The sequence below is a fragment of the Microbulbifer sp. THAF38 genome, assembly GCF_009363535.1.
Classification (GTDB): Bacteria; Pseudomonadota; Gammaproteobacteria; order Pseudomonadales; family Cellvibrionaceae; genus Microbulbifer.
In genome coordinates this window covers 3,154,060-3,180,407 of sequence record NZ_CP045369.1, presented here as the reverse complement: position 1 = coordinate 3,180,407, position 26,348 = coordinate 3,154,060, and the positions used below count along the sequence as shown (strand labels likewise).

Annotated in this window: 22 protein-coding genes; 12 read left to right on the top strand and 10 right to left on the bottom strand. The window is 48.1% G+C overall.

Annotation, left to right across the window (positions count from 1 at the left end; all coding sequences use genetic code 11):
- Window positions 1-13: 13 nt before the first annotated feature.
- A complete protein-coding gene (locus FIU95_RS13675; protein ID WP_152454296.1) occupies window positions 14-1,630 on the bottom strand; it encodes a 5-guanidino-2-oxopentanoate decarboxylase in 1,617 nt (538 codons plus the stop codon).
- Window positions 1,631-1,883: 253 nt separating this feature from the next.
- On the opposite strand from FIU95_RS13675, the gene pdxH reads away from it, so the two are divergent.
- Entirely contained in the window at window positions 1,884-2,522 is a 639-nt protein-coding gene (gene pdxH, locus FIU95_RS13670; protein WP_152456369.1) for a pyridoxamine 5'-phosphate oxidase, read from the top strand.
- A 244-nt stretch (window positions 2,523-2,766) separates the two neighbouring features.
- On the opposite strand, the gene FIU95_RS13665 is transcribed toward pdxH, so the two are convergent.
- Window positions 2,767-4,431, bottom strand: coding sequence for a SulP family inorganic anion transporter (locus tag FIU95_RS13665; protein ID WP_216646246.1), 1,665 nt, complete (start codon window positions 4,429-4,431; stop codon window positions 2,767-2,769).
- Between the two features lie 53 nt (window positions 4,432-4,484).
- Between FIU95_RS13665 and FIU95_RS21180 the strand changes: the two genes are divergently transcribed.
- The 9 genes from FIU95_RS21180 (at window position 4,485) to FIU95_RS13625 (ending at window position 12,731) form a co-directional block, all read left to right on the top strand.
- Complete coding sequence (locus tag FIU95_RS21180) at window positions 4,485-4,634, top strand: hypothetical protein (protein WP_172975404.1); 150 nt, start codon at window positions 4,485-4,487, stop codon at window positions 4,632-4,634.
- A gap of 58 nt (window positions 4,635-4,692) precedes the next feature.
- Complete coding sequence (locus tag FIU95_RS13660) at window positions 4,693-6,384, top strand: molecular chaperone HscC (protein WP_152454294.1); 1,692 nt, start codon at window positions 4,693-4,695, stop codon at window positions 6,382-6,384.
- On the top strand, window positions 6,384-7,811 hold the full coding sequence (locus FIU95_RS13655) for an RDD family protein (RefSeq protein WP_152454293.1): 1,428 nt from the start codon (window positions 6,384-6,386) through the stop codon (window positions 7,809-7,811). The genes FIU95_RS13660 and FIU95_RS13655 overlap by 1 nt, the downstream gene beginning before the upstream one ends.
- Window positions 7,811-8,116 carry a cupin domain-containing protein gene (locus FIU95_RS13650; protein ID WP_152454292.1) on the top strand — a complete coding sequence of 102 codons (306 nt, stop codon included), beginning with the start codon at window positions 7,811-7,813 and terminating at the stop codon, window positions 8,114-8,116. The genes FIU95_RS13655 and FIU95_RS13650 overlap by 1 nt, the downstream gene beginning before the upstream one ends.
- A 113-nt stretch (window positions 8,117-8,229) precedes the next feature.
- A complete protein-coding gene (locus FIU95_RS13645; RefSeq protein ID WP_152454291.1) occupies window positions 8,230-8,829 on the top strand; it encodes a hypothetical protein in 600 nt (199 codons plus the stop codon).
- A 129-nt stretch (window positions 8,830-8,958) separates the two neighbouring features.
- Complete coding sequence (locus FIU95_RS13640; protein ID WP_152454290.1) at window positions 8,959-9,387, top strand: hypothetical protein; 429 nt, start codon at window positions 8,959-8,961, stop codon at window positions 9,385-9,387.
- 382 nt (window positions 9,388-9,769) lie between these two features.
- Window positions 9,770-10,141, top strand: a complete 372-nt coding sequence (locus tag FIU95_RS13635; RefSeq protein WP_152454289.1) for a hypothetical protein — start codon at window positions 9,770-9,772, stop codon at window positions 10,139-10,141.
- A 189-nt stretch (window positions 10,142-10,330) separates the two neighbouring features.
- Window positions 10,331-11,317 (top strand): hypothetical protein, encoded by a 987-nt coding sequence (locus FIU95_RS13630; RefSeq protein ID WP_152454288.1) that lies wholly within the window; start codon window positions 10,331-10,333, stop codon window positions 11,315-11,317.
- Window positions 11,318-11,720: 403 nt separating this feature from the next.
- A complete protein-coding gene (locus FIU95_RS13625) occupies window positions 11,721-12,731 on the top strand; it encodes an alpha/beta fold hydrolase (protein WP_152454287.1) in 1,011 nt (336 codons plus the stop codon).
- Between the two features lie 70 nt (window positions 12,732-12,801).
- Here the strand turns inward: FIU95_RS13625 and FIU95_RS13620 are convergent, their stop codons facing one another.
- The 5 genes from FIU95_RS13620 to FIU95_RS13600 all read right to left on the bottom strand — a co-directional run bounded on the left by FIU95_RS13620 (window position 12,802) and on the right by FIU95_RS13600 (window position 20,318).
- Window positions 12,802-13,701 carry an alpha/beta hydrolase gene (locus tag FIU95_RS13620; RefSeq protein ID WP_152454286.1) on the bottom strand — a complete coding sequence of 300 codons (900 nt, stop codon included), beginning with the start codon at window positions 13,699-13,701 and terminating at the stop codon, window positions 12,802-12,804.
- Window positions 13,702-13,932: 231 nt separating this feature from the next.
- On the bottom strand, window positions 13,933-14,853 hold the full coding sequence (locus FIU95_RS13615; protein WP_152454285.1) for an ROK family protein: 921 nt from the start codon (window positions 14,851-14,853) through the stop codon (window positions 13,933-13,935).
- A 204-nt stretch (window positions 14,854-15,057) separates the two neighbouring features.
- Window positions 15,058-17,562: a TonB-dependent receptor gene (locus FIU95_RS13610; RefSeq protein WP_253868633.1), complete on the bottom strand. Its 2,505-nt coding sequence runs from the start codon at window positions 17,560-17,562 to the stop codon at window positions 15,058-15,060.
- A 458-nt stretch (window positions 17,563-18,020) separates the two neighbouring features.
- Window positions 18,021-19,001 carry a glycosyl hydrolase family 32 gene (locus tag FIU95_RS13605; RefSeq protein WP_152454283.1) on the bottom strand — a complete coding sequence of 327 codons (981 nt, stop codon included), beginning with the start codon at window positions 18,999-19,001 and terminating at the stop codon, window positions 18,021-18,023.
- Between the two features lie 96 nt (window positions 19,002-19,097).
- On the bottom strand, window positions 19,098-20,318 hold the full coding sequence (locus tag FIU95_RS13600; RefSeq protein WP_152454282.1) for an ROK family transcriptional regulator: 1,221 nt from the start codon (window positions 20,316-20,318) through the stop codon (window positions 19,098-19,100).
- Window positions 20,319-20,583: 265 nt separating this feature from the next.
- On the opposite strand from FIU95_RS13600, the gene FIU95_RS13595 reads away from it, so the two are divergent.
- Window positions 20,584-22,170, top strand: coding sequence for a sodium:solute symporter (locus tag FIU95_RS13595; protein WP_152454281.1), 1,587 nt, complete (start codon window positions 20,584-20,586; stop codon window positions 22,168-22,170).
- A 188-nt stretch (window positions 22,171-22,358) separates the two neighbouring features.
- Complete coding sequence (locus tag FIU95_RS13590; RefSeq protein ID WP_152454280.1) at window positions 22,359-23,603, top strand: hypothetical protein; 1,245 nt, start codon at window positions 22,359-22,361, stop codon at window positions 23,601-23,603.
- 164 nt (window positions 23,604-23,767) lie between these two features.
- On the opposite strand, the gene FIU95_RS13585 is transcribed toward FIU95_RS13590, so the two are convergent.
- From FIU95_RS13585 to FIU95_RS13575, 3 genes are all read right to left on the bottom strand, one after another.
- Window positions 23,768-24,097 carry a hypothetical protein gene (locus FIU95_RS13585; RefSeq protein WP_152454279.1) on the bottom strand — a complete coding sequence of 110 codons (330 nt, stop codon included), beginning with the start codon at window positions 24,095-24,097 and terminating at the stop codon, window positions 23,768-23,770.
- A gap of 190 nt (window positions 24,098-24,287) precedes the next feature.
- On the bottom strand, window positions 24,288-24,581 hold the full coding sequence (locus tag FIU95_RS13580; RefSeq protein ID WP_152454278.1) for a hypothetical protein: 294 nt from the start codon (window positions 24,579-24,581) through the stop codon (window positions 24,288-24,290).
- A 17-nt stretch (window positions 24,582-24,598) separates the two neighbouring features.
- A complete protein-coding gene (locus FIU95_RS13575; RefSeq protein WP_152454277.1) occupies window positions 24,599-26,227 on the bottom strand; it encodes a VCBS domain-containing protein in 1,629 nt (542 codons plus the stop codon).
- Between the last annotated feature and the right edge of the window lie 121 nt (window positions 26,228-26,348).

The window sequence follows — 26,348 nt, the reverse complement described above, 5'->3', positions numbered from 1 at the left end:
GTCACGCTTCCATTTATTCTGCGCCTGAAGGCGCGCTGATTTCGATCAGGGTTGGGGTCTGGCGGCCCAGGGCATCGGCTACTGCTTCTGCCAATTGGCCGGGCTGGTCGATACGACAGCCCTCGGCACCAAAGGCCTTGGCCAGGGCAACAAAATCCGGGGTACTCAGGTTTACACCTTCCTGTGGTACTTCCGCCGCATCCATAAAGTCGCGGATTTCGCCGTAGCCGGCGTTGTTCCATACCAGGATGGGCAGAGGTAAGCGTTGCTCAACGGCCACAGCCAATTCACCCAGGGTAAACATCAGGCCGCCATCGCCAATCAGGGCGATCACATCTCGCTCGCTAGAGAGCTTGGCGCCAACGGCCGCAGGCAGGGCGAATCCCAGGGTGCCATAACCGGTAGTACAGGTCACATGGCTGCGCGGATGATACAGGGGCAGGGCGTGGTTAGTGTTATAGGCCAGCTGGGTGGAGTCTGTCACCAGGATACCGTTTTCCGGCAGGGCTTCGCGCAGGGCCTCAACCCAGGGGAAGCGTTGCTCGGAACCATCCCACCATTCTTTGCGGCAATCTTTCAGTAACTGGGCAACCTCTTTTACAGACTGTTTGCCTGCTGTTGTATCGCGTTGGGCCAGCGCGGCCTCCAATTGCTGCAGGCTCTCCTTGGCGTCTGCACAGATGGCCAGGTCTGGTTGGGCGTTGCATACCAGCTGTGCAGCATCTATATCGATACGAATCAGTTTGCCGGAGAAGGCGTAATCATCCCGCACCAGGTTGCGATCGGTTTCGGATAACTCGGTGCCTACGGCCAGCACTACATCCGCACTCTCCACGCGGTTGCGCACACAATCGAAACTCAGGTTGGCACCGCCACACAGTGGATGGCGTTCATCTACAACGCCCTTGGCGGCGAGTGACAGAAACACCGGTGCAGCGATTTTCTCAGCGATTTGGGTGGCTGCCTCTCCGGCGCTCTGGGCGCCGCCGCCGAGGAGGATGACCGGGCGCTGGGCGGATTGCAGCCAGTCGGCGGCAGTGGCGATAGCGGCAGTATTTGCCGCTGGCGCCATAGCGGCTGGTGCGGCTTTGTAATCTTCCAGCTGGCCGGGCATGGGAGCCGGGAACAGGTCGATGGGGATTTCGATATGCACAGGCCCTGGGCGGCTGGATTGCAATAGCTGGAATGCCCGTGCCATCACCTCTGGTAATTGCTCTGCCTGGGTGAGCGTGTGCTGCCAGATACAGAAGCCGCGGCTGGCATCACTCTGTTGCGGCAGTTCGTGCAGGCGGCCGCGGCCCATGCCCAGGTCTTCGCGGCGATTGATCGCGGAGATCACCAGCATGGGAATCGAATCGGAATAGGCCTGAGCCATGGCGGTGGCGGCGTTGGTGAGGCCGGGGCCGGTGATCAGGAAGCAGACACCGATTTTGCCACTGGCGCGGGCGTAGCCATCCGCCATAAAGGCGGCACCTTGTTCGTGGCGCGGAGTGATATGCATCAGGTCACTGCCGGGCAGACCGCGGTACAGTTCGATGGTGTGGACACCGGGAATGCCGAAGACTTTTTCCACCTGGTAGTCGCGCAGCAGGCGCATGAGCACCTGGGCGCATGTGGGCGCAGAGGACATAGCCATCATTTTCCTTATTTGTGTAAAAATGCCGTGAGCCTAGCGGCACGCCAAAAAGCACGCAAGCGCCCGCAGAGTCTGCATCTGCGAGGGGAAAATCGCAGGAATATTGAGATTCGCCCCGTATCGCGACAGGAAACTTGGCCCTTGGGTCGTAAAATTTCCTGCGCAAGGGGAGTTGCGGTTGGGGAAATTCGCTTTGCTCCAACTGGCTGGATATATTTTGAGCATGAATAACTTAGGAAGTAGCACCATGGAAATCGATCAATGGCGCCGAGATTACGTACTTGGCAGTTTGCACCGCTCTGAATTGAAGCCCACCCCGGTAAAGCAATTCAAACAATGGTTGGAAGAGGCGCTGGCGGCAGGGTTGGATGATCCAACCGCCATGTCTCTGGCCACGGTAGATGATTCAGGTCAGCCTTCACAGCGTATTGTTTTGTTAAAAAGCTTCGACGAGCGCGGTTTTGTTTTTTACACCAACCTGCAGAGCAAAAAAGCGCAGGATATGGACAAAAACCCGCAGGTATCCCTGCTGTTCCCATGGCATAGCCTGGAGCGCCAGGTCATTGTTTACGGCAAAGTGGAGTCGGTAGCGCGCGAGGATGCGGAGCAATATTTCCAGTCCCGCCCGCTGAATAGCCAGTTGGCCGCCTGGGCTTCGCGCCAGAGCCAGCCGGTTTCCTCCCGTGAAGAGCTGCAAAAAGAATTCGACCTTAAAAGATCCCGCTTTGCGGGTGGACAGGTGCCGTTGCCAGATTTTTGGGGCGGTTACCGGGTAGTGCCACATGCGGTGGAATTTTGGCAGGGGGGGGCTTATCGCCTGCACGATCGCTTTATTTACCGCGCCGATGATAGCGGCTTATGGACGCTGGACCGCCTGTCTCCCTAGTGGCTGTCGCAGTTTAGAAAACAGGATATGGAAACGTGGAGCGGGGGTAGTTAATTATCCCCGCTTATTGATTTGGTTTTTAATATTTTTCCTTCAGGCAGAACAGAAGTAAGTAAAGAGTATTTGCAGAACTTAAAAGAACCTGTTCATTAAAAATAATACTGCTGCGATTTGAATGGCCGCAACTCGAATATATGCTTTTCTGTTGAAACCCTGAATTTGTTGGTGAAAAGGGTCAGAAAGATCAGGTCTTTTTTTCACTTTCGTGGTTGAGGTAATCCAAACCTTTGATGAGTGCCTCAACCCGACTTTCGACAAAACAATCCTCGTCCATCCAATCCCGGATATGTAGCTTCTCCAATCTATCCAACGTTGGTTCATTGGGGCAGTAGAGATAGACTTTGCAGCCCAAACTAATGGCATCACGCATGGTATTTTCCAGTGCCAATGCCGCAGTGGTATCAATCATGGGGACTGTACTTAAATCCATAATGATGACTTTAAAGTTACCCACTGCGGCTTGTTGGCGAGTAATGGCCTTGGATACCCCAAATAACATTGGGCCCGATAAAAAGAAAAACAGGATCTGTCCTTTTGATTGCCTCAGCATCTCTCGTTCCCGTCGGCTGAGCGGGTCGCCTTCCTCGACACCGGAAATCGCTTTAACACTTTTTTCCTGAATACGGCTGAGCCGCTCAATGGTGATGATATTGACAAGGAATACACCAATGGCCACGGCGTAAATCAATCCCACAAACACGGTCATCAGCAGAACGCTGTACATAATAAAGGTTGGAAATATTGCCACCTGATGATGGTGAACGCGTCGGATATAACTCCAGTCGAGAATATTAATGCCGACGAACACCGCAATACCGGCTAATACCGCCATAGGAATCGGTTGCGTCAGGGGGGCAAACCAGAGCACCACCAGTAGTAGGATCAGCGCACGCACTATACCGGCCAGAGGAGAACGTGCCCCTACCTGAATATTCACCACGGTTCCCATGGTGGAACCCGCGCCGGGCAACCCGCCAAATAAACCGGATAGGGTGTTGGCGATGCCCTGGCCGATCAATTCCCGGCTGGGGTTGTGCTCCCTGCGTGTTAGGCTATCTGCTATTACCGCGGTCAGCAGGGTATCGAGACAGCCGAGAGTGCCGAGCACCAACGCCTCAATCAGCATGGTGGACAACATATCAAAGGTGATGTTGGGCAAAACCAGGGAGGGCAGGCCACTGGGAATTTCGCCGATGCGCCGTATCTCATCGTTGTCGAACAAAATCATGGAAAGCAAGGTAATGACGATTAGTGCCACCAGTTGGGGTGGAACCAGCTGTTTGAGTTTCTTTGGTAAAAAAAACAGCATTCCGAGGGTGAGCAGACCGAGGAAGAGTTCCCCATAGTGGGTATTCCTGACTAGCTCCGGCAATTCCTGCACGGTTTCCATAGGGCCGCCGGCAGGCGTAGGTTGGCCGAGGAGGGGGCCTACTTGCAGAATTACCAGAATAATACCGACCCCGGACATAAATCCGGAGACCACGCTGTAGGGCATCAAAACAATATATTTACCGAGCTTTAATGCCCCCAAAGCAATTTGAAAAATGCCCGCCATGATGACCACTGTAAAGGCCATTACCAGTCCCTGGTCGGGGTACTCTGCCATCATGGTGGTGATCACCGCCGCCATTACTACGGTCATGGCACCGGTCGGCTCAGAGATTAAGGTACGGGTGCCACCAAACAGGGAGGCAAATAGCCCGACCAGAATGGCCCCCCACAGCCCCGCACTGGCGCCTGCCCCAGAAGCAACCCCAAACGCCAGTGCCATGGGCAGCGAAACCACGGCTGTGGTGACTCCACCAAAGAGGTCCCCTTTGAGCTTCACTCCCTCAAATCTACCCGTCAACAAGGCCGCGCCTCTCAGTGAGTTTCGAATGACTCTAAGGATATGGCAGTTATGTGGAACTGCCAGAAGCAGGGTTGTTCTTCGGCCAGTCTATTCGTGTGGATTTTCTGCACCTGCCTTTCGTGTGCTTGCACTCTCTGGCTATTTTTGTGCAGGGACGCTTAGAATATCGCGCCAACCAGATTGCGGGAAATACCGTATAAAAACCCGCTGGTACAACTGTGCTTGATCAAGTTTTAAGAAAAATAGGTAGGGGGAATTATGGCCATTATTGGAATTGACCTGGGTACCACCAATTGCGCCTGTGGGATTTTGATGGAAGACGGCGTGAAGCTGATTCCCAATCGTTTGGGAGAGGCCTTGACCCCATCGGTAGTCGGCTTGGATGACGCTGGCAAGCTGGTAGTGGGAAAAACCGCAAAAGAGCGCCTGATCAATCACAGTGATACCACCGTTGCCGCCTTTAAGCGTCTGATGGGCACCGACCATAAGGTCAAACTGGGTCGCCAGCAATTTACCGCAACCGAACTTTCCGCCTTGGTACTGCGCTCTCTCAAAGAGGATGCAGAGGCTTTTCTGGGGAAAGAGGTCAGCGAAGCGGTAATCAGTGTGCCCGCCTACTTTAACGATAACCAGCGCCAGGCGACAAAATTGGCTGGAGAGCTGGCAGGCCTCAAGGTAGAGCGCCTGATCAACGAGCCTACTGCTGCGGCAATTGCCTACGGCCTGCACGATAAGCGGGAGGGGAATTTCCTGGTGCTAGACCTGGGCGGTGGTACCTTCGATGTCTCCATCCTGGAATTCTTCGATGGCATTATGGAAGTACATGCTAGTGCCGGGGATAACTACCTGGGCGGTGAAGATTTTGTCGAGGCAATGATCGACAGCGTTCTGGAAGAATTGCAGCTGAAAAAAACTTCCCTGAAACCGCGTGAACTGCAGAACCTGTATATGCAGATGGAAACGGCCAAGCGCCGTATAAGCCAGCAGGCAGAGCAGTTGCTTAAATTAAACCTCGGTGGACGCGAATTCGAATGGAAGGCGACCCCCGAATGGTTCGAGAAACTCAGTACCCCGTTGCTACTGCGAGCCAAGCGCCCGATTGAGCGCGCTATGCGCGATGCCGATTTGCCACCCGCTAAAATTGACGAAGTGGTATTGGTGGGTGGCTCCACCCGCCTGGCCCTGTTCCGCTCTATGGTGGGACGTATGTTTGGCCGCTTACCCTCCTGCCACCTGGACCCGGATACCGTTGTCGCCATGGGAGCGGCTATCCAAGCCGGCCTCAAGGAAAAAAATTCTGCGTTGGATGATATCGTTCTCACCGATGTGTGCCCCTATACCCTGGGTACCGGCATCGTGAACGAAGACAGCCCGCAGCTGGGTAATTACTTCCTGCCGATTATTGAGCGCAACACCGTGGTACCTGTGAGTATCGTGCGTAGCGTTTGCACTGCCCGCGATGATCAGAGCGAAGTCTGTATCGATATTTACCAGGGGGAAAATCGCCTGGTAAAGAAAAATGTTTACCTGGGTGAACTCACGGTGCCGGTACCCAAGAAACCCCGGGGTGAGGAAGTGGTGGAAATTCGTTACAGCTACGATATGAACGGTTTGTTGGAAGTGGATGTCACCGTCGTTTCTACTGGCAAAACATTTAATAAGCTAGTGGAATTTACGCCGGGCGCCCTGAATGAACAGGATAAAGCCCAAGCCCTGGAAAAGCTGGCCAAGCTCAAATTCCACCCCCGTGAGGACGAGGAAAACCGGGCACTGCTCGCCCGTGGTGAACGTTTGTACGAAGCGAGCCTTGGCGAGCAGCGCGATTATATTTCCAAATTGCTCGCCAGTTTTGATCGGGTTTTGGATAAACAAAACCTGGTGGAGATTGGCAAGGCGCGTGCCGAACTCACTGAAATTTTCGATAAGCTCGATGGTGAGGACTGGATTTAATGAGCCCCTGGGAGATACTCGAGCTAGCACCCTGCGATGATGCGCGGGCGATCAAGCGCGCCTATGCAAAAAAACTAAAGCAAACCCGCCCGGATGAAAAGCCCGAAGAGTTTCAGCAGTTACACAGCGCCTATAAATGGGCGCTGAAAGCCGCCGAGGAGCTTAAAGAAGAGAAAAAGGAAAGTGAGGAACCGCAAAATAACGAGGTGCTTGCGGAAGTTGCTAGTGCTGAGCGGGCTGCACTTTCCCTTGAGACCGTGCAATTACAGGGTCAAGCAGAGCCCCAGGTGCAACAAAATAGTGAGCCAAATCATCAAGACCACTCCCCAGTCTCATCAGAAGCGATTGAGCAAGCTCAATCAAAAGTCTCTCTTGACCTGAACCAAGCCCAGGATCAGGAAACTGGGGGTGAGAGACAGCAGGGGACCTTTACAGAGATACATGCGGAAGAGCAGCATCCTGAAGTTAAGAATGCACAAGAAGATAATGTGCAAGAAAATCCTATTGAAGAGAATGACACTGAACAAGACCCACAGCGAACACTGAAAATTGCCGAGTACCATCGGGTGTTGGAGCAAGTGGATAGGCTGCTGCAAGAACCCAGTAATTTCAATGTAAAAGAGAATTGGCGTTTTCTCACCGATACACCCTATATGCTCGATGAGGAATATAATTGGAATCTGGGTCTCTCAATCTTCGAACGTTTTGCCAGAATAAATTTGCAGGCTAGTGAATCTACCTCTAAAGGTAAAAAACAAGCTCAGATTTCTAACAATATTCTTCAGTACTGCAATTGCTTGTTCGACTGGAATGGTAATGCCTCCTATTTATACGGCGCCTTGGATGAGTCCCTTTGTGATTGCATATTTAATTCGCTGCAAAGTGAAGAAGTAACTGTAGACCCCGCCCAAGGGCTCCGAGGTGGGCGCAAGCTGATCAGGCAGAAAATCACCCAGCCGGAAGAAACCTATGATCAATACTACTTTGGCCACCTGCTGGCCCGAGGAGTAGCGGTCCTACTGGATTTGCTGCTGATTTATGTCGCAGTCGGCTTTATTACCTCCATCGTGATAATGAAGGTATATGACATCTCTGAAACTGCGGCGACAACCATTACTCTGGGAATCTGTTGCCTGGCCTATTTATTAATGGCATGGATCGCAGAGAGCTCCCGTTTTCAGGCCACCCCTGGTAAATACCTAATGGGTTACAAAGTTACCAACAAGAAATTTGAACGTATTGGCTATGGCCGCGGTCTTTGGCGCATATTGAGCTTCACTCTCACCCTACCGCTGGGCAAGATCGGTTGGTTGATTAACTGTTTCTTAGGTGGAAACCTGATGCACGACCGCCTCAGCTCAAGTCATGTCATCAATATGCGTAAGTCCCGTGAGGAGTATCTACGGAGATTGCGGGGGGAGGAGTGATGACTGTCGTCTCAAAAGAAAATGCTGAACACTACTCCTGGGGAGAGGGCTGCGATGGCTGGCACCTGGTACGAACCGATTCTCTCAGTGTGATTCAGGAGAGAGTACCTCCTGGTTGCTCAGAAGTTCGACACCTGCACCGGCAATCTGAACAGTTTTTCTTTGTACTACAGGGCACGGCCACGATTGAATGTGATGGCGAAGAGTATACCCTCTCTCCCGGCCAGGGTTTGCATATAGCCGCTGGGATTCCTCATCAGCTGTTCAATAAGGCTGATGTAGACTTGATTTTTACCGTTACCTAAACACCGCCTAGCCATGGGGATCGGGTGGAGTTGTAGAGTTAATGTATCAGTGCAATAAAAATTGGATTTGCTGCCTGTCATTTTGAGGCAGTTTTGCTTTTTTTAGAGGTGATATGACATTTAAAGCAGATGTTCTTACGGCTGCCAAACTGAAGGCGGAAGAACTTGAAGATTGGAAGTTTGTATCTAAACGGTATCGATATCGTCCGGTAAAATTTTGTGATCTGTTAATAGATCCTTCGTGGAATTTTTGTGGTTCTCCTGCTTGGGTAACAACCGTGCCCGATGCAGGTGTTTATATTAAAGAGGTGGAAGATATTTTATCTCATCTTTCAGGTCTTCCTCTGAGACGAACTGCTACCTTTTCAAGGAGAATTAGAATAGATGACCTGAAGAACCCTTTTAGTCTAACAGTTTATGCCGATGATTTTGAAAATCGGGAGAAAGCTGTGGCGCAAGTTATGCGTGACCTGGACAATATAATCGAGTTTGGGCAGGCGTACTTAAGAAAGCAATATTGTCTAGACAGCAAAGAATCGTTTTACCTAAGTGTCCCTGAAGAAACGCGTGGTATCTGGGCTACACACTATTGTATTGTGCGTGGATTGCTTGGAGATACGGATTATATAAAACGCGTGCTTCGCAGAGAAATTGACCCTGAGGGTTATCAAGAACTAGAGCTTATTGGCAAGGTTTTGGATTATTTTTCTTGAAAATTAGTTGTAAGGCTGGGGGAGTTCACTTTTTGTGGTGGGTTGTTATTTTTTTGATATCAATTTTTGGTGAGTTTTCTATTCTAGGTTTTTGTTATGCGGCTGTAGATGACAGAGTTGAGGTTTAATATGAATGTTTTGTTAATAGTTGGGGCTGTTGCTATATTAGTTGCTCTTTATCGCGCAGCAACCAGTAAGAATATACCGCAAAGTCCGGCGGCATGTGGTATAGCATTCTTTACCGTTACTGCCGGTTTGGCCTCTTGGTTGTATCTATTATCTGCTATTCCTTTCCATTCCCTGTACTTACTGGTGAGTGTTACCTCATTACCCCTGATATTGTTATTGGGCGGTGTTATGGCGGCGCGTACAAGTGAGGATACTGCCTCAATGAATGCCAAAATTGTATTGGCTGTTGCGGCGGTCCCCTATTTGCCGGTTACCTTTATTGCTTTTATGAATTCTTCTGAGTGGGCCATTATTTATGCATTAGTAATATATATTCCCTGTATTATTGGTGGGCGATATGTTGGCAGTAAATATTTGCAAGTAAAATAATGAAGAGATGGGTGGCTTTGTCGCTTCTATTGTGATAGCAGGCTGGTAAGCGTAGCCACCAACGGCACTGGTAATTCGTTACCTGGTTTATCTATTGATGGCCAATTAGGTCACTAGAAAAAAACTGAGTAAAAAGGCAATGGTTGCAGTCTTTGGTGCCTACTGAACTTCACTCTCACCTTACCGCTGGGTAAGACGGCTGGTTGTTTAACTGTTTTTTAGGTGGGGTTCGTGATGTACGGCCGCCTCAGCTCAAACCGTACCATCAATCAGCGTAATTAGATTGCGGGGTGGGCTGCGATTGCTTGTACTTGCTAAAAGCTGTTACTTCAACACAGCTTAGCGCTTGAGCTTAAGTGAGTTTTTTTTGGGAATATGGTCGTTGAAAATTTATCCTCCTTTCTTTGTGGTGGGCGAGCGAAAGGTCGCAGATAGAAGAATAGATATAATCAAAAAGAGTGGCACCTATTTTCTGTATTCAGAGCTAGATGAAGACGTGATTTTGTATGATTTTCTTCAAGCTTGGGACTCTTCTCAAGATATTAAGGAGTGTTTGTTACCGGAAGTAATTTCAGTTTTATCTGGTGATGTAGAGTTTACTGATATCGGTGCTGATATTTTTGGCGTGGCTTATATCAAGCCTCAGGTTACGAAGCTTATAGGGGGTATGGCTCCTGACCTGGAATTGTCAACGATGGAATTTAAAGAGCTGGTCGAGCAGTGGGTTGCTTTTCTGGAGTTTTATGGTCGATAGGTTCAAGTAAAATAGTTGGTGCGCAGCTCTAAGTGGGTGTTTAGATTTGGCTGGGGATCACTGTCTCTGCTCCCTGGGTGAATGTTATAGGGTGAAGTATAAATGTAGTAACAGTCAGAGACGGGAATTTAAATTTGATGAACAGGTGAAGCTATCTCTAAGTGGAGAGTTTTTCAAAGGGGGGGTTAGATGTTTAAGGAAGTATTAACTATAGAGGGCGTGAATAAAGGTTATTGTATATCAAGCAATCAGCTAACTTTTCAGTCTGGTAAAGAAATTATTCAATACGATATGCTGGGTAAAAAAGAGCTGCTTCGCAGATCTGTGAGTGATGACTTTCAATGCTTTGTAAAAAGAGATGATTTAATTATAGGTATTTCGGGTTTAGGGTATACTCTTTTTGATTCTCAGCTGCATGCATTTAAGACAGCTCGAGTTAAAAATGGTATTGGAGATTATTGTTTATACAATAGTAATTTGGTTGTGGTGACAACTGATTACGACTATGCCCTTTTTCTGCCAAGGCAAGGTGTCCAAGATGTTTTTTTAGATAAAGTTATCTGGGAAGCCGATTTTGGAGAGAATATTAGGGTTGAGTCAAATATTGCCTTTACAGTTTCACTTAAAGGGGTCAGTAGACGGGGGCTTGGAAAAGGAGAGCTTAAGTGGTTCGTAGAAATATCTAGTGGAAAATATCTACCTAACCTGGTTGGTGTTGGCAACGGCGTGGCAGTTTTTTCTTTTAAAGATTTGGATAAAATAATTGCCTTTGATCTCGAAACAGGAAAGGTTAAATATGAGATAAAAACTTTTGCGAGAGGGTTGTGCATTGATGAAGAGAAAGGGCTTCTTCATCAAATGTTAGTCAATTATGCCGCTTATGATTTATTGACTGGAGAGCTAAAGGATAATTATCAAGATTTTTCATATTTTGAGTCAATGGGGGTGGAGACGCAGAGGAGTAATTATGTTATGGAGGGGGAGCATATTATAACGACAGATCGGAAAGAAGGGGTAATCGGGGCATTTAATACCACTGCCCACAAATTTGATTGGGTGCATAAGATGGGTGGTGTTAGTTTTCCGTCTCCGGCCCCTATTGTATATCAAAATTCTTATCTTTTACTTTATGATAATTTGGGGGCGTTGCATATCTTTGAGAGAGTGCTCGAGTAAGGTTTTAAAGGGAGAAAGCATTAATTGTTTAGTGTTTCTGGCAAGGGATGGTTTTGTATTTCTGAGGGTTGGTGGTTATATAAATGTATTTGCTATGCGAAGTGTTGATTTCTTATAGAGTAGTTTGAAAGTGGGCGGAGATGCATGATCATAAGGCAAACTGCTCAGTGACCACTTAGAAATTAAGAGCGATTTTTTAAGTGTGCCTGAAATAGCCCTCACTTGAGGTTGAGTAATGTTAAGTGCTTTTGTTTGATCCCGTCTTCTTTTCTCCTTGTCTCAAAATTAGTGTTCTACTCATTTATTTGTAATAAAAAGATGAGGTTCTTTGTTGCTGCCCTCAAGGTTGTTAGCCCTGTAGTGAGGACTTGGAGCCCTATAATAATTGTAAATTGGTGAGAATATGTTTAATGCGGGGTGGTTAAAGTTTTTCCTTTTGAGTTTTGCACTGGTTTTCTTTTCAGGTGGTGCCTTTGCGGGGCAGGTTAAGTATAAGGGCTGGGTAGATAGTAATGGCGCAGAACTATACTTAGAGGTCTTTGGCCACGACTCATCTAAACCATTAATCCTATTTCTACATGGCGGCCCGGGAGATGTGGAGTTGGGGTTGGTTCCATTTCAGGTAACTGTTGGGCGGGCGCTCGAAGAAAGGTATTTAGTGGCTTATCTTCACCAAAGAGGGGCTGGAAAGTCTCTTGAGGTGAGCGAAGACACATTAACGATAAAGAACAATATTCAAGATGTGTACAATATTATTTCTTTTTTAAAAACGCACTATAAGAAAGATAAGGTTACCTTAGTTGGTCACTCTTGGGGTGGGGGGCTTGCAGCTCTCTATGCGAGTGTGCATCCTGAGACATTGGAGAGGTTGGTGTTTATCTCTTCCTTCCAGAATGCGCAGAAGCAGGCAGAAACCAGCTTAGAATCAACCCTGAAATGGGCGAAGAAGGAAGGTAACCAATTAGCCGTACAGGAGTTGAAGGAATATCAAGACTCTCCCTCTGAGCATTATTTGCTGCTATCCAAGTGGGCGAGTCGAGCGAATGGTGGTATCGCAAATGGGGTTGATATTCGAGGTTTTCTAGCCGCTGAAAAGATTAGCGAGAGATTTCCTGGGTGGCAGGAGCGGCGTGGAAGCTTAGCCGATAAAATGAACGATGAGCTTCAGACGATGAACGTTAATGGAGGTATCGATCATTTGCAGATACCAGCGCTATTCGTTGTCGGTGAGAATGATTCCATTACCACGCCTTTACAGGTAAAGGCAGATTATAAAAGGTATAAAGGGAGTAAATGTTTCTCGGTACTAAAAGATAGCCATCACTTGCCTTTTATGGACGCAGCAGAAAGTCTGAAGCAGACTATGTTGGTCTTTTTAGAGGACGAGGAGTGTATTAGTGACGCGTATGAGTAATGGATAGCAAGTCAGGCGAGTAGTGTCCGGGCCCTGTAGCGTTTCTCTGCTCTAGGGCCGGAAAGTTCGATTAAAACGAATACTTTCGTGGTAACACTTTGCTTTTAAAAACCTGTTCTATCCCTTTATCGTAACCAGGATTAACTACGGTATCGTGGTTTTCACCTTTAATGACTCGCTTACGTAAAGTCAAACTTTCGTAATTTCGGGACTTGAGCCGCTGGGCTAGGTCCCTAAAGTCTTGAACGCCGCAAACCTCTCCTTCCTCTAAGCAGATTTCCTCCCCACCAATAAACATATACACGCTTTTCGGTAAGTCAGTTTGGCGTTCAGCGTAAGCGAGTTCACTTTCTAGAATTTGCTTATCGGCCCACCAGATGCTGGGGCTGCCGACCACATAGCGGTCGAAGCTATCGGTGTGATTGAAGAGGGCGTGCAGGGCTAAGAGCCCGCCGAGGGAGTGGCCGGCCAGTGTTTCGTCACTTTCATCTCCCTTGAAAGAATTATTGATAAAAGGCTTGAGCTCGTTCTCCAAAAACGCCAGAAATTGGTTGGCGCCACCACCCAGAGTATTCCCCCTAATCTCTCCAGGTACTGGAGTAAAATCCGTTAAACGTAAGGTGAAGTTAGAACTGTCTAGAGGGTGTGAGATACCCACCAAAATCACTGGCGGTAGCTTGGTATTGCCTTGCTCATCGGGTACCTGTTCGTGGATCAGGTTCGGTGCCACCATAGGGAAGTTCATATACCCGTCGGTCATATAAATGACCGGATAGCGGGTATTGTCTTCGGGGTTAAAGGAGAGCGGCAGTAGCACGTCAATTACAAATCCACGTCCTAATAAGTCGGAATGAAAGTTGTAAGAGAGAATGCCCTGGCGGGTAAATGTTGTGGGTTCAGCGGTGCCGGCTTGCACACACTGAGTGGCCAAAACCATTAAGCCTATAAACAATATTTTAATTATTTTCATCTTTATCCCTTAATGAGCCACGCTTAAGTGTGCTCAGCCGCGTCCTAAGGCGGTCAAGACTGACAAGCCTATCAGATCGGATATGAGACTAGCTACCTTGCGCTGTGCCAACAGTCGCAAAGATGAGTATATAAGTTGGAAAGGGAGTTGTAGGGCGCAGTTTGACGGGTGGAGTGGCGCCAGAAATACTCCCCTGGCGCTTCCACATCCTGTGAGGGAGGATTCGGTTGTCTAACAGCTGGAGCAAAGTGCCTGGGCCATACGCAGGGAGCCCACCTCTCCGGAGCGGCCGGCGAGTTTTGGTGGGACTATAAAGGAGCGGATATTGTCCCGGGATACCTGGGGAAAATAACCACCCGCCAGATCGAGAAACTTGTCGTGAATACGTGTAAACAGGTGCGCTTGTTCCATAACGCCGCCACCGAGGATGATTCGCTCTGGCGAGTAGCAGCTGGTCAGGTTCACGCACATAATGGCTATGTATTCCGCCTGTAGATCCCAGGCTGGATGGTCACTGTCCATACTCTGGCCGCGCAGGCCCCAGCGGTCTTCAATAGCGGGGCCGCAGGCGAGGCCTTCCAGACAATTGCCATGGAATGGGCAGTGGCCTGGGTAGGGGTCTTTTCGTCGATCCTGTGGCATCAACATATGGCCGATTTCTGGATGCATGGCGCCGTTAACCAGCCTGCCATCTACCATTACTCCGGCACCGATACCGGTGCCGATGGTGACGTAGACAAAATTCTTTACACCCACAGCGGCGCCGCACAGGTGCTCTCCCAGTGCCGCACCATTAACATCAGTGTCGAAGGCCACAGGAATAGAAAGGGCCACCCGCAATTGGCCGGCCAGGTTGGTATTGGACCATCCGCTTTTTGGGGTGTTAGTGATATACCCGTACTGGCTCGATTGAGGATTCAAATCTACCGGGCCGAAGCTTGCGATACCCAGTGCGGAAATGGGGCCGTGGCGCTGGGCGCCGGCCTGAAAAAATTCAATGACCTGACCGAGGGTTTCTTCCGGGGTGGTGGTTGGGAAGCTGGCCCTCTCCCAGACATCATCGGGATTTGCGGCGATTACACAATTAAATTTTGTGCCGCCGGCCTCTATGCCTCCAAGCAAGGTATTTACTGCTTTGCCTTGCACTTCCATCCTAATTTGCTCCACTGGCTGGGTATTCTATTTATAGAGATACTTGGTCGGTTTATTTTAACAGGCTACTCCATAGGAGGAGTGACTGCAGTAAGTTTTTCGTTAACGAAAAAGACCGGGTGCCAACGGGGAGGCTGGACACCCGGTGTTTGCAAGAAGCCTAAACGGGCTGCAAACGACTTACTGGAGTAGGGAGGACAACGATCAAAAAGCGTAATTGAAGCTGACACTGGTGGAGCGGCCGCTGATGGCCCTGCCGCGAACAATATCTCCCGCCTCTGCGTAAGACTCTTCAACCTCAGTTACAACAAATTCATCAGTAAGGTTGTTTACATTAAAGGAGACGGTGAGATCCTCAGTGACATAATAAGAGCCGAACAGATTTACCAAGACATAACCATCTTGTTTCAGCTGGTTGGAATCTGAAACGTAGTACTCAGAGGAGCCCTGCAGGCTGGCACCGAAGGTAAGGCTGTCACCCCAATTATATTGTGGGGTGATGGTGTAAATAATATCTGCCTGACGGCGGGGAGTATTGCCGACTACCGATGGGTTGTTGGCATCTTTGCTGATTTCGGCATCGGTCCAGGTTAGGTTGCCGTTAAGTGAAAAGTCGCCATAAATATAGGAGCCTTCCAGCTCTATACCTTGTGCTTCATACTCGCGTATGAAAGTTAGGCCGCTGGTGATTTCCGCATTGGTTTCTTCGGTGATGGTATTGAAATAGGTGGCAAAAATATCGAAATCACCAGCGGTAAACTTGTAACCGATCTCCAGCTGGTCAACAGAATCAAAGCCATCGGTGGTGTTGCTGAGGCTGCCATCACTATTCAAGGCGCCGTTAATTTGCAACAGGCGGTCGGCAATTGCGCGGCCACCTTCGCTGTAGCGGGCAAATATTGCCATACTGTCGTTAATTGCATAATTGCCCCCCAGGGAGAAAGAGGTGTTATCTGCATCGTAGTCGACCAGCTGAGTATTACCGTTGGCCATGGTGATAACGCCACCGGTAAACCCGAAGGCATCCGATGCACTGGCATCCTCCACATCGCTGATAATGCCGTCTCCGTTAATATCGTAATCGGTATCGCCGCCACAGCAACTGGAAACCAGAGAACCTTCTGCATTGACCATATCGTGGCGGGCACTGATATCAAAGGTGAAGTCCCCAACATCGAAAGACACGTTCATATAAGGAGCGTAGGTTTCGTATTCCAGATCCCATGCATAGGACAGGAAGCTTGCCGACCAGAGGCCATCATCTACTAACAAATCCCCGTTGGCATTCGCTGTGATGGTTAGATTCTGGGAGTCACTACCATCTACGGTTTGGATTAAGGCATTCCAACTATTCCAGCTTGTTTTGATATTTTGTTTGGAATAGTAAAAGCCTGCGGAAACAACAATATTGTCATTAATGAGCTTGTCGACTTTGAAATCGTTGACGATCAATCCCAAATCATGGATTTCTGTATCGAACAATAAGTTCAGATAGGCTAATTCATCGACCTCTCCACCATTGGCGTAAGTCACAGAGGTTCCTGCGCTGCAGTCAACGGCGGAGCCATTCCCGCTAATGGCGTTAACACAGATCTGGTCTGCCATGCTCTGTGCGGATTGTGGCCCGTAATCGCCAAAGGTGTCAGTAAAGGGGGAGATAAAGCTGCCGCTTACATCGGAAATCCTAAATTTGTCAGTAATGGTCCAGCCATTCTCAAATTCAAATTGACTCTCAAATCCATAGGCTTCTACCAGGGATTCAATACCGTCGCTCAGGTCTCGATTTACAGGATTGCCATAGGCATCAAAAGTGGAGAGGTTGCGGTAGTTATCAGAGTGTAGTGTTTGGCTGCTGGCATCGAAGTTGGCTACAGTGCCGAACTCTCCATTGCCTTTATAGATTACCGGGCCGGGTAGGTAAGTGGTCACCCGATCGTCCAGGTGTTTGTAGTAAAGGCGCACATAACCGTTGTCAAAATCTTTGGTGAGATTGGCCTTTAATTGGCCACCGGAATCGCCATTAAAGCCGGTTTCACGAACACCTTCCCCCTCGCGCAGGAAGCCGCCTACATAAAAACGCAGGGTATCGCTGAGGTGGTGCCCGTAGCCGAAGTTCAGGCGGGTTTCATCGTAATCTGCACCAAAGGACAGGTCTATATTTCCGCCTTCCTCTTCTCCGGTCTTGCTGATCATATTGATCACACCGCCAGGGGAGTTGCTGGCAAAGGTGGAAGCGGAGCCGCCGCGTACACTTTCAATTCGGGATAGGGAAGAATCGGCTCGAATAAAGTTGTCGGTATTGCCGAAATTGATATCGCCATATTCGAGCACCGGCAGCCCATCTTCGTGGATCTGCATATATTTTGAGCCACCAGTGGCCAGTGGGATTCCCCTGACCGTGATATTGGCATTGCCACCACCACCGGATGACTCGGCACGTATACCAGGCAGGCTGCGGAAAACTTCAGCGGTTGAGCGGGGAGCGTAGTTAGACAGTTCTTCGGTATCTAGGGCGCTAACGGAGATGCTGGATTCCATTTTCGTTACGGGGCGTGCCGTAGCGGTAATGATGACTTCTTCAATCTCCGGCTGTTCTTGGGCAATTGTCGGTGCACTGATACTGGATGCCACTGCTACCGCCAGGGCGATTGAACTCGGTTTAAAGCCCCTGGCCTGCTTGCATTCGGTTTGAAAGTCCTCTGCCTTCACGACGCTCTCCTCAATCATCTCTTATGGTTATTAGTTTTCTCTGGCGGCCCATTGGCTTGGGCTCTACTGTCTGCTTGTTAGACTTGGCTGCACGGCCATTTTTTATTTATTAAACCACTGTGATTTAATATGGGCAACAATATTGTGAGTAAAAGAAGGTTCTATAAGAAAGAAAAATAACTAAATCAATCAGTGAGAGTTAATTTTCACTGAAGGGGAGATGAGTCAGGGGAGTCTATAAGTAAGCTTTGCTTGTAGATGTCGACGGGATTGAAGAGAGCTGAATCTGTACTCTAGAGGGACAAATATCTATTAAATCGCGAAGCTATGGGAAATTCTCATTTGTGTAATTCCCATAGCGCAAAAGTGAGTCTTCAGGCCCTAATAGATATTTTAGGGGCGACATCAATGTTTCCATGCCAATGCTTCCTGAATTACTGTGAACAACTTTACGGCTGTTATGCCAGTTTTAACTGTCCGTCCTCAAGGAATTCGATCTTTTTGGGGTTACATACCCCGCCGATGAAATTGCCCTGTGCATCGTCGCGATTAAAAGCGAGCAGGTACCAGTGTTGGTCTGGCCCCTGTATCACCCGGCCGGAATACAGACTGCCCTGTTCGTCAGCGTCGAGGAAGCCATCGCCAATAACTTTATAGGGGCCATTTAGGGAGTCGGAGACAAAGTATTTGGTACCGGTAAGAGGTGTTCCACTCATAGAGTCACGGTGAGCTTGGCTGTGGAATTTGCTGGAGACCGAGCAGAAAAGATAGTAGCGCCCATGGATTTTCTCAATTTGAGGGACTTCCATTTCACCATACCAGCCCGGCGCCAGTATAGGTTCTCCAACCTTCCAATGAATGAGATCGGTGGAGCTGGCATAGCCCACAGCGCCACGCCCGTCGGGACTGCCTTGATTACAGCGGGCGGTGACATACATATGATAAACAGGCTTACTGGGATCTTTAATTATCCAGGGGTCGCGCCAAGAGGCATCATGCCAGTAATCCAGATTCAGGCCGTCATAATACCTGGGGTCCAATTCTACTAGCGGATTTTCCGGGTGTTTTTGCCAGTTTAAAAGATCCTTGGAGGTGGCCAGGCAGACTCGCTGAATAAGCCCTTTTTCCGAACGTTTGGTGCCTGTATAAAACATATACCAGGTGTCGTCTTCCTTGTGTACACAGCCGGTCCAGGTGGTATAGGAATCTGCAGCCTCGTTGGGATCACCCTCCTGATAAGGGGAGGGTTTTATGGCGTCTTGTACTGGACTCCAATGAATCAGATCTGTGGAAATAGCGTGGCCGATTGAGACATTCCAATGGCGCAACTCTGGATCACCAAGGGATTTATCCGCTTGTAGATAAAACATATGGTATTGATTGCCATCGACCGCGAACCAAAAATCCCAAACCCATTTGTCTGCTAAGTTGAATGCCATTTGCGAATCACCTCACTATTTTTATTATGTAAAAACGAACCAATACGGACCTAAAATCCAAATGGCTGACTGCAAAATTTCTGCCGTGTTGCCCGGCTAAACCGGGACTCGTTCAGGCACGCCGCCCTTCAGTAGCACCGTTTTGTCTGGTGCAAAATTGGAATAAAAGGGCAGGATAGCGCCACCAATCGCGATGGCATCAATGCCGATCCTACCGCTCATTATTTGAGGTTTGAAAACACCGGGTGGAGCAACTTGCAGCATTCGCCTGGAGATTGTTTCCACCAGTTCCTCTAGCAGGAAGCGCGGCAGATGCGCATCGATAATAACGGCCTCAAGGTCCAGCACACTGACTGCAGAGAGAATGGCGTATACCAGTGCATCTGCGCAGTCATCCAACCATTCCTGTATCAGCGGGCGCGCTTCATCCATAACTGACAATAAATCGGAGGAGTCGTTGATATTGATTTTGTTAGTGCGCAGGTGTCTGCGCAGGCCAAATAGGGAGGCTCGATTAAGTAGGATCTCGAAAGCCCCTTCGGCTTTTGGGGTGCTGCTGAGTTTGGAGGCGGGGACTGGCATTGTGGCCAGGTTGCCGGAGTTACCATGAACGCCAGCTTCCAAACTGCTATTGAGTACCAGGCCACCGCCGATAAAAGTGCCGACAAAAATATAGAGAAAATCGGAAACTTCAGTTCCTTTGCCGAACTGCAGCTCGGCGACTGCTGCTGCCGAGCAGTCATTCTCGAAAAAGACAGGCAGATATGTGACTTTGGAGACCTCTTCTGCGAAGTTTATTTCTCGCCATTTTTCCGCCAGGACTTCGCTCATCTCCAGCTCTTTGGTCCAGGCACCGATAAACCAGGGCATGGCGATGCCAATGCCAACAAGTTTGGATTGGTCTTTCCTGGCTAGTTCAGCACTTAAGCTTTTGATGCCCGCCTCGATGTTTTTAAGTAGGAAATCGGGTTCGGGGCAATCAAATTCCTGGCATATCTTCTTGAGAACATTGCCGCCGAAATCTGTTAAGAGTAATTCAACATTGCGCCGCCCAACTTTAATGCCTATGGAGTAGGCGCCGGTAGGATTGATGGTGTACATGATGGAGGGCTGACCTTTGCCGCCGAGCCTGCGCCCCTCCCGCATAACCATGCCGGTGCTTTCCAGCTCATCCACAATGCGTGTAACGGCCTGGGGAGTGAGGTTGGTGAGACGGGCCAAGTCGGATTTCGAGGCGCTCCCTGATTTGCGCAAGGCCGTCAGTAGCACCCGTTCGTTGTAACGGCGCAAGCCACTAGAGTTACTTCCTTTGCCCATCCGAGCTCCCCTTTAGTAAAAACGTCAACCCGCAAGTCGATCATTAGCGGTGTTGTGACAAATAGATCATATCGGATTTTAGAACCTTTACTTATCGTTATCAATAAAAGTGAAACAATATGAAATAAGTCTAACTAGTTGATTTTTAAGTAATTTGTACGTTTTCCCAAGTCTACTTTACTTAATTAAACCACTGTGATTTAATTTTTTGCAAGTTTCAGCAAATCATTCTAAAAATACGCTGCTTGCGGTGAACGAGGGAGTTATGTCGGTCGATTTTGGTCTCCACCCCATCGATGCGATCATTGTGGTCGTATATTTCGTTTTCACCATCGGTTTGGGGCTTTACCTCAGCCGCCGACACGATACCGCAGAGGATTATTTCCTCGCCGGACGTAAAATGGTTTGGCCCTTGATAGGCCTTTCCCTATTTGCTTCCAATATATCCAGCACCACCCTGATTGGTTTGGCAGGTGATGCCTACAGCACGGGCATTGCGGTCTTCAACTATGAATGGATGGCAGCGGTCATCCTGGTGTTTTTCGCTATTTTTTATCTTCCTACAATTCTTCGCTCCCGCATCTATACCATGCCTGAGATGTTGGAGCGGCGTTTTAATCGCACGGCTAGAACTTACTTTTCCGGTTTGACCATTTTTCTGAATATCGTGGTGGATACCGCCGGTAGTCTCTATGCCGGTGGGTTGGTAATGAAGCTGATTTTTCCAGAAATGCCGATGTCAGTGACCATTTCGATACTGGCAGTAATTGCTGGTATTTACACGATTGCCGGCGGCTTGGCCGCAGTAATTTACACCGATACTATCCAGGCGCTGTTGCTGATTGTCGGTTCAATTTTAATCAGTATTTTTGCTTTGGACCGCGCCGGTGGCTGGGAGAATGTAGTTTCCCAGGTTTCCGCCCATCAACTGAGTCTGATACGCCCAATTGGGGATGCCAGTGTACCTTGGCTGGGGTTGGTCACTGGAGTGGCCCTACTGGGTTTCTACTTCTGGTGCACTAATCAATTTATGGTGCAGCGGGTGTTGAGTGCCAAGGATATTAATCATGGACGCTGGGGGGCGCTGTTTGCCGGTCTTCTGAAACTGCCAGTCCTTTTTATTATGGTCTTGCCCGGTACCATGGCTATTGTTTTGTTCCCAGAGCTGGAGCGAGCTGACATGGTGTATCCCACCTTGTTGTTTGAGCTGTTACCTGTGGGCATTCTTGGATTGGTTTTAGCTGGCTTTGTTGCAGCGCTTATGTCTCAGATTGACTCTACGCTTAACTCCGCATCCACTCTGGTAACCATGGATTTTGTGCGGGAGCGTTTCCCTTCATTGAATCAACACCAACTGATGCGAGTGGGGCAGTTGGTTACCTTTATCTTTATGGTCTTGGCTGTGCTGTGGGCACCGCAGATAGAAAATTTTGGTTCTTTATTTCAGTACCTGCAAAAAGTACTTTCTTATGCAGTTCCCCCAGTTTTGGCTCTCTTCTTGATTGGTTTCTTTTGGCCTGGTGCGACTTCCAAGGGCGCTATTACAACCTTGGCTCTGGGTACTTCTGGCGGTGCAGGTCTCTTTTTAGCGAATGAAGTGCTGGACTGGACCGATCTTCACTTTCTCTATATTGCGCCAATTCTCTTTGTTTTTTGTGCCTTGGTTTTAGTGGTTTCCAGCTTGATTTCACCGGAAAGGATCAGCGAAGAAGCAAAAGAATTTGTTTGGTCTCGCAAAGACTTTGATGCGGAGACTGAAACACTGCGCAATGAGCCCCTATGGCGTAACTACCGCGTGCTTTCAGTGTTGCTTTTGATCGCTACAGCTTTGGTAGTGGGAAGCTTCTGGTGATTGTTGAGTTTTTCAAAGGTTATAAGCCAAGCTATTAAAAGATATAGATAGGTCATGACAGAATCTCACACAGGATGGAGTTCCATTAGGTAATCATAGGAGGTGAGCAAAGGGAAAATAACTTTTTTGATTGAGGTATTGAGGCAACAAAGAATGATAGATTAATAACGCAAAAAAGGGTGGATACCATGAAGTATATTCTTACGATGATGATCACGCTTGTACTTGCCGGCCCAGCTGCGGCAACAACCAATATATTGGACCTTTATTTTAATACCGCGGATAACGGCGGTACCTTAAGATACGATGATATATTTTCATATGGTAAGAGTGGTAATGGCAGTGATTTTGATATGTGCGATAGCTACTCCTCCAAGCGTGTACCAGGGGATAAAATAGCTGCTATTACTACCTATAGTGGAGACGAACGTATTAAGGGCCTCAAGCTCGAATACCTATATGCCGATGATGATGAAGTAGGGAAAACTACGGGTTCAGGATTCCGAAAACTCCTTGGTGATATGGAATATATCCAAGGCTGGCGCTTTTATAAGAAGCGTGATGGTAACATTTCCCGTATCCGTGTTTACTTGAAAGATATGTCCAATAACGCTACCAGGGAAATAACCTTTGGCAGTAATAATGGCTGGCATAAGTGGCAGGAGTATCATCTAAGCATTGATACTCGTTCAGTGGTGGGTTTTGCTGGTACCGCGGGTGACAGTAAAATTTGGAGTATTTATCCCTGCGTGGCCGACCGCTTTGATTTGATTGAGAGTGGAGTGGAAATTCATTGGGATCAAATCGTGGAGACTCCTGAGAACACTAAAACGTTCTTTGGCGAAAGGCTACTGGAAAACATTTCTGATGTGACTCAGAGTGATAGCACCGAGGTCTGGTATACCGATGGCAAGAGCGAAACTGATACCTGGACTAATACACTCGGCATCTCGGTGACTGCCGGCGTGAGCTTGACTGAGGGTTACAAGGTTGGAGTGCCCGGTACCGTTGAAAATAGCGGGTCAATCACTTTCAGTTTTTCTGAAACTTTTTCAGCCTCAACTACGGTTGGAGAAACTTCGACGGTTAGTAACCAGAGGACAGTTAAAGAAGCTATGCCTGCAAATGTGCCTGCCTATAGCCTATTGGTGGCACGTATGATGGTGGAAAATAGCGAAGTTGAAATCCCTTATACCAGCACCGTAACCAACCCTCATAACGGTGATGAATTCAGGTTGACTGGTGTTATCAAAGGCTCCAGCTTCTCTAAATCCCGTAAGCGCTGGGACGTTGTGGGTAATGCTTACCCCAGTCGATACGAAATTTTTGAAAGTTATTCCTGGGTTGTGGAATATTATGGGTTGGAAAATGTTACCATCATCGCTGATCCAGTGATTGAATCTGCGGTAATCGAAGAGGTTGTAATTCCTTGATAATTGCTAACGATTGATTGTTTAAGGTCCGCTTAACTTCTAAGCGGATCTGCTATAAAAATTTGAATGGATTCAACTTCCCTCAATTTTTCTATGGTGTAGTGGATACTTCCTTGTATCCTCCGAACATGCCTAATTCTTTCCCTTGTACCTTATGGAGTAGGTCAATCCTTGATCATAACGGAACTCAACCGTATCTTATCCTCATGGCACCCGTAATAACTAAAATTCACCGGTGTTTTGGACATATAGGCAGAGAGTAAGAAAGAGACTTTAGTGTCATAGATTTGTGAATCGTCGCTGACTAGTACAAAAGTACTAGTGTCGAGACATACCACCTCAGCATTGTCGTTTTTAAATCCTTTTAACTGAATATCTACGCCTTGGCTATGTACTTTGAGGTAATCAATGCGTGCCATTTGAGTCCAAGCGGCACTTGCAAATGGTGATTGTGATAGAGCGATACCCAGAACGATTGATACAACTGTTTTCATCCGCTACTCCCTGGTATATGTATCGCCAACATGAGAGGGTTGGCAAATTCCTGAATGTAACCAGTGAAAGAATAGCAAAAACGGGGCGGCTTATTGCATTGGGCTATCTGGAAGGTTTCTGCGTCGCCAGGGCTTATGGGATGAAGTGGATGCCCTGGCGCAGGTTTTAGGATGACCGATTAATGCAGGTTTATTCTTCGCGAAGAATCTTCTGGGTTTCCTTTATTTGAATCCGACGGTTCTCTTGCTTTTCTCCACGTATTCTTACCCGCTCACCGGACTTCATGCCCTTCTTCTTTATTTCTTTCGCATCTACAAAATAATATATTCCGGTAGTTTCATCTTTGATAGAAAATCTATGATCGATCTTTCCGGTCTTGAAGTTCTCAGAAACTTCCTCTTCTAATACCCCTGTTATAGTTTCTTCTCCGTAGGCATATGAGATAAGTGAAAAAGTGGTAATAAAGGCGAGAAAAAATCGCATTGCATTATCCTCTCAATTTAATTGGAATAGCTCACTGAAATGGTGGCGGTGTTTGTGTCGTCATTTCTGGATTTGAGTTGGATAGTTACTCCTGCAGAGGCATCGGTAAAGTTACTGCCCGGTTCGTCCAGCGTTGCCACTTGGTTAGCAGTACCATCCTTAAGGTAATGTACTGTGACAGCCTGCTCTTGTTGTGAGCGGGGGTTCAGGATGGGGTGTGAAATATGATATTCCACAAAATAGTAATCCTCCCCATTGCTGCTGCCATTCGCCTCCACTTTTACAAGTTGTGGTAAGGAATTTTCAAGCTCCCCAGCGGTAAGCTCGATAGCTTGTAGCTGTATTTCTGAAGTGCTACCAGGGTTTCTGGCAATGGATTTTGAATAGTTGGGAAAGCTGTTGTACCACCCCATAAATTCCCTATGGGCGCTGCCAAATAAACGGGATTGCCAGCTGTTACCCATAAATACGGCTGCCGAGCCATATTCACTTTCACCTCGGTCGTTGGTGTCTCCATCATTGTTGGTGTCATTGCCTGCATGCCCTAAGCCAATATTATGGCCAAGCTCGTGCCCCATAATCAGTTGGTCACTGTCTGCTGTTACGATACTCCAACGGCCATTAACCGCCGCCACCCCGGTACCAACCAACCCGGCGTTGTATGCGGCGTTTGGAAATATAAACACTCGGTGGCGCCATTCGTTAAGATCTACGGGGCGATTATTGGCATCCATAAAGCTGCTTTCGATCCAGCGGGTTGCATTGTCTCGCCAGGTGTAACCGCCATCAGAGTATTGGCTGTCCTGTGAGCTTCTGGCGCGAGCCTGAGCATTTTCCACGCTCAAAACACCACCGTTTTGGCTATCTGGAATACTATATATAAAGCAATCAATAGAGCTTTCTTCGTTGTTTTCCTCTCCATAACAATATTGAGCGAGAGAGTTGTTGTCGCTGAGATGGCGTTTGAATTTTAGCTGTCCCAACGAATTTTCTTTATAGGTGTTATCGAGGGAGTCGGTATCGTTGAATGTCATATCCGCAAGCTGGGATATACTGACATCGTCAGTAACTAACGCATCTGAAAAATTCACCAGTACAAAAACGATACTATTTTGTGTGGCTTCAATCGTCTGAATTGAAAAGGTTACGCTGAGTTGGTCGCCATTACTCAGTGGAAAAGTAATGGTGTCTTTGACAGTAGCGCCGTTATTCAAGCTAATAGTATTGCTATTCAGCTGGTATTCCCAATTGCCACTGTCATAGAGTTTAAAGTCACCATACTCTCCAGAAAAAGTGCCCGACTGGAATGTGGGGCTTTTACTATCGGTATTTTCTAGCTTAAGCGAGCCTTGGGCATACTCACTACTGCCTACCACTAATGTACTTAGAGGAGTGGCAGGGTTAAATGTGTAGTCACCGGTATCGGTAGCATCGTCATCATTCCCCTCATTCCCCTCATTCCCCTCATTCCCCTCATTCCCCTCATTCCCCACGTCGTCATCGGAGCTCGTTCCGGTATTAGATCCGCTGTTGGTTTCACCATTTGGCTGATTGTTGTCAGAATTGCCTCCTCCAGAGCCCCCACTGCAGGCTGCCAGAAATAGGGTTAAGGTGAGCGCACTAAAAATTTTAAGTAAACCAGGCATTCTTCCCCCGAATTATCGCTATTAGGTAATGGCCGGTGTTAAATGAGATAAAGGATGGACTCTTGCCAATTGGTACGGTTCCACCAATTGTGGTTTTTGAGGTATTTTTAGTTAATTTCGT

What these genes read in the sequence shown, in the direction of transcription:
- FIU95_RS13675 (WP_152454296.1), bottom strand. Translation starts at nt 1,630, where the DNA reads ATGTCCTCTGCGCCCACATGCGCCCAGGTGCTCATGCGCCTGCTGCGC.
- pdxH (WP_152456369.1), top strand. Translation starts at nt 1,884, where the DNA reads ATGGAAATCGATCAATGGCGCCGAGATTACGTACTTGGCAGTTTGCAC.
- FIU95_RS13660 (WP_152454294.1), top strand. Translation starts at nt 4,693, where the DNA reads ATGGCCATTATTGGAATTGACCTGGGTACCACCAATTGCGCCTGTGGG.
- FIU95_RS13655 (WP_152454293.1), top strand. Translation starts at nt 6,384, where the DNA reads ATGAGCCCCTGGGAGATACTCGAGCTAGCACCCTGCGATGATGCGCGG.
- FIU95_RS13650 (WP_152454292.1), top strand. Translation starts at nt 7,811, where the DNA reads ATGACTGTCGTCTCAAAAGAAAATGCTGAACACTACTCCTGGGGAGAG.
- FIU95_RS13645 (WP_152454291.1), top strand. Translation starts at nt 8,230, where the DNA reads ATGACATTTAAAGCAGATGTTCTTACGGCTGCCAAACTGAAGGCGGAA.
- FIU95_RS13640 (WP_152454290.1), top strand. Translation starts at nt 8,959, where the DNA reads ATGAATGTTTTGTTAATAGTTGGGGCTGTTGCTATATTAGTTGCTCTT.
- FIU95_RS13630 (WP_152454288.1), top strand. Translation starts at nt 10,331, where the DNA reads ATGTTTAAGGAAGTATTAACTATAGAGGGCGTGAATAAAGGTTATTGT.
- FIU95_RS13625 (WP_152454287.1), top strand. Translation starts at nt 11,721, where the DNA reads ATGTTTAATGCGGGGTGGTTAAAGTTTTTCCTTTTGAGTTTTGCACTG.
- FIU95_RS13620 (WP_152454286.1), bottom strand. Translation starts at nt 13,701, where the DNA reads ATGAAAATAATTAAAATATTGTTTATAGGCTTAATGGTTTTGGCCACT.
- FIU95_RS13615 (WP_152454285.1), bottom strand. Translation starts at nt 14,853, where the DNA reads ATGGAAGTGCAAGGCAAAGCAGTAAATACCTTGCTTGGAGGCATAGAG.
- FIU95_RS13605 (WP_152454283.1), bottom strand. Translation starts at nt 19,001, where the DNA reads ATGGCATTCAACTTAGCAGACAAATGGGTTTGGGATTTTTGGTTCGCG.
- FIU95_RS13600 (WP_152454282.1), bottom strand. Translation starts at nt 20,318, where the DNA reads ATGGGCAAAGGAAGTAACTCTAGTGGCTTGCGCCGTTACAACGAACGG.
- FIU95_RS13595 (WP_152454281.1), top strand. Translation starts at nt 20,584, where the DNA reads ATGTCGGTCGATTTTGGTCTCCACCCCATCGATGCGATCATTGTGGTC.
- FIU95_RS13590 (WP_152454280.1), top strand. Translation starts at nt 22,359, where the DNA reads ATGAAGTATATTCTTACGATGATGATCACGCTTGTACTTGCCGGCCCA.
- FIU95_RS13585 (WP_152454279.1), bottom strand. Translation starts at nt 24,097, where the DNA reads ATGAAAACAGTTGTATCAATCGTTCTGGGTATCGCTCTATCACAATCA.
- FIU95_RS13580 (WP_152454278.1), bottom strand. Translation starts at nt 24,581, where the DNA reads ATGCGATTTTTTCTCGCCTTTATTACCACTTTTTCACTTATCTCATAT.
- FIU95_RS13575 (WP_152454277.1), bottom strand. Translation starts at nt 26,227, where the DNA reads ATGCCTGGTTTACTTAAAATTTTTAGTGCGCTCACCTTAACCCTATTT.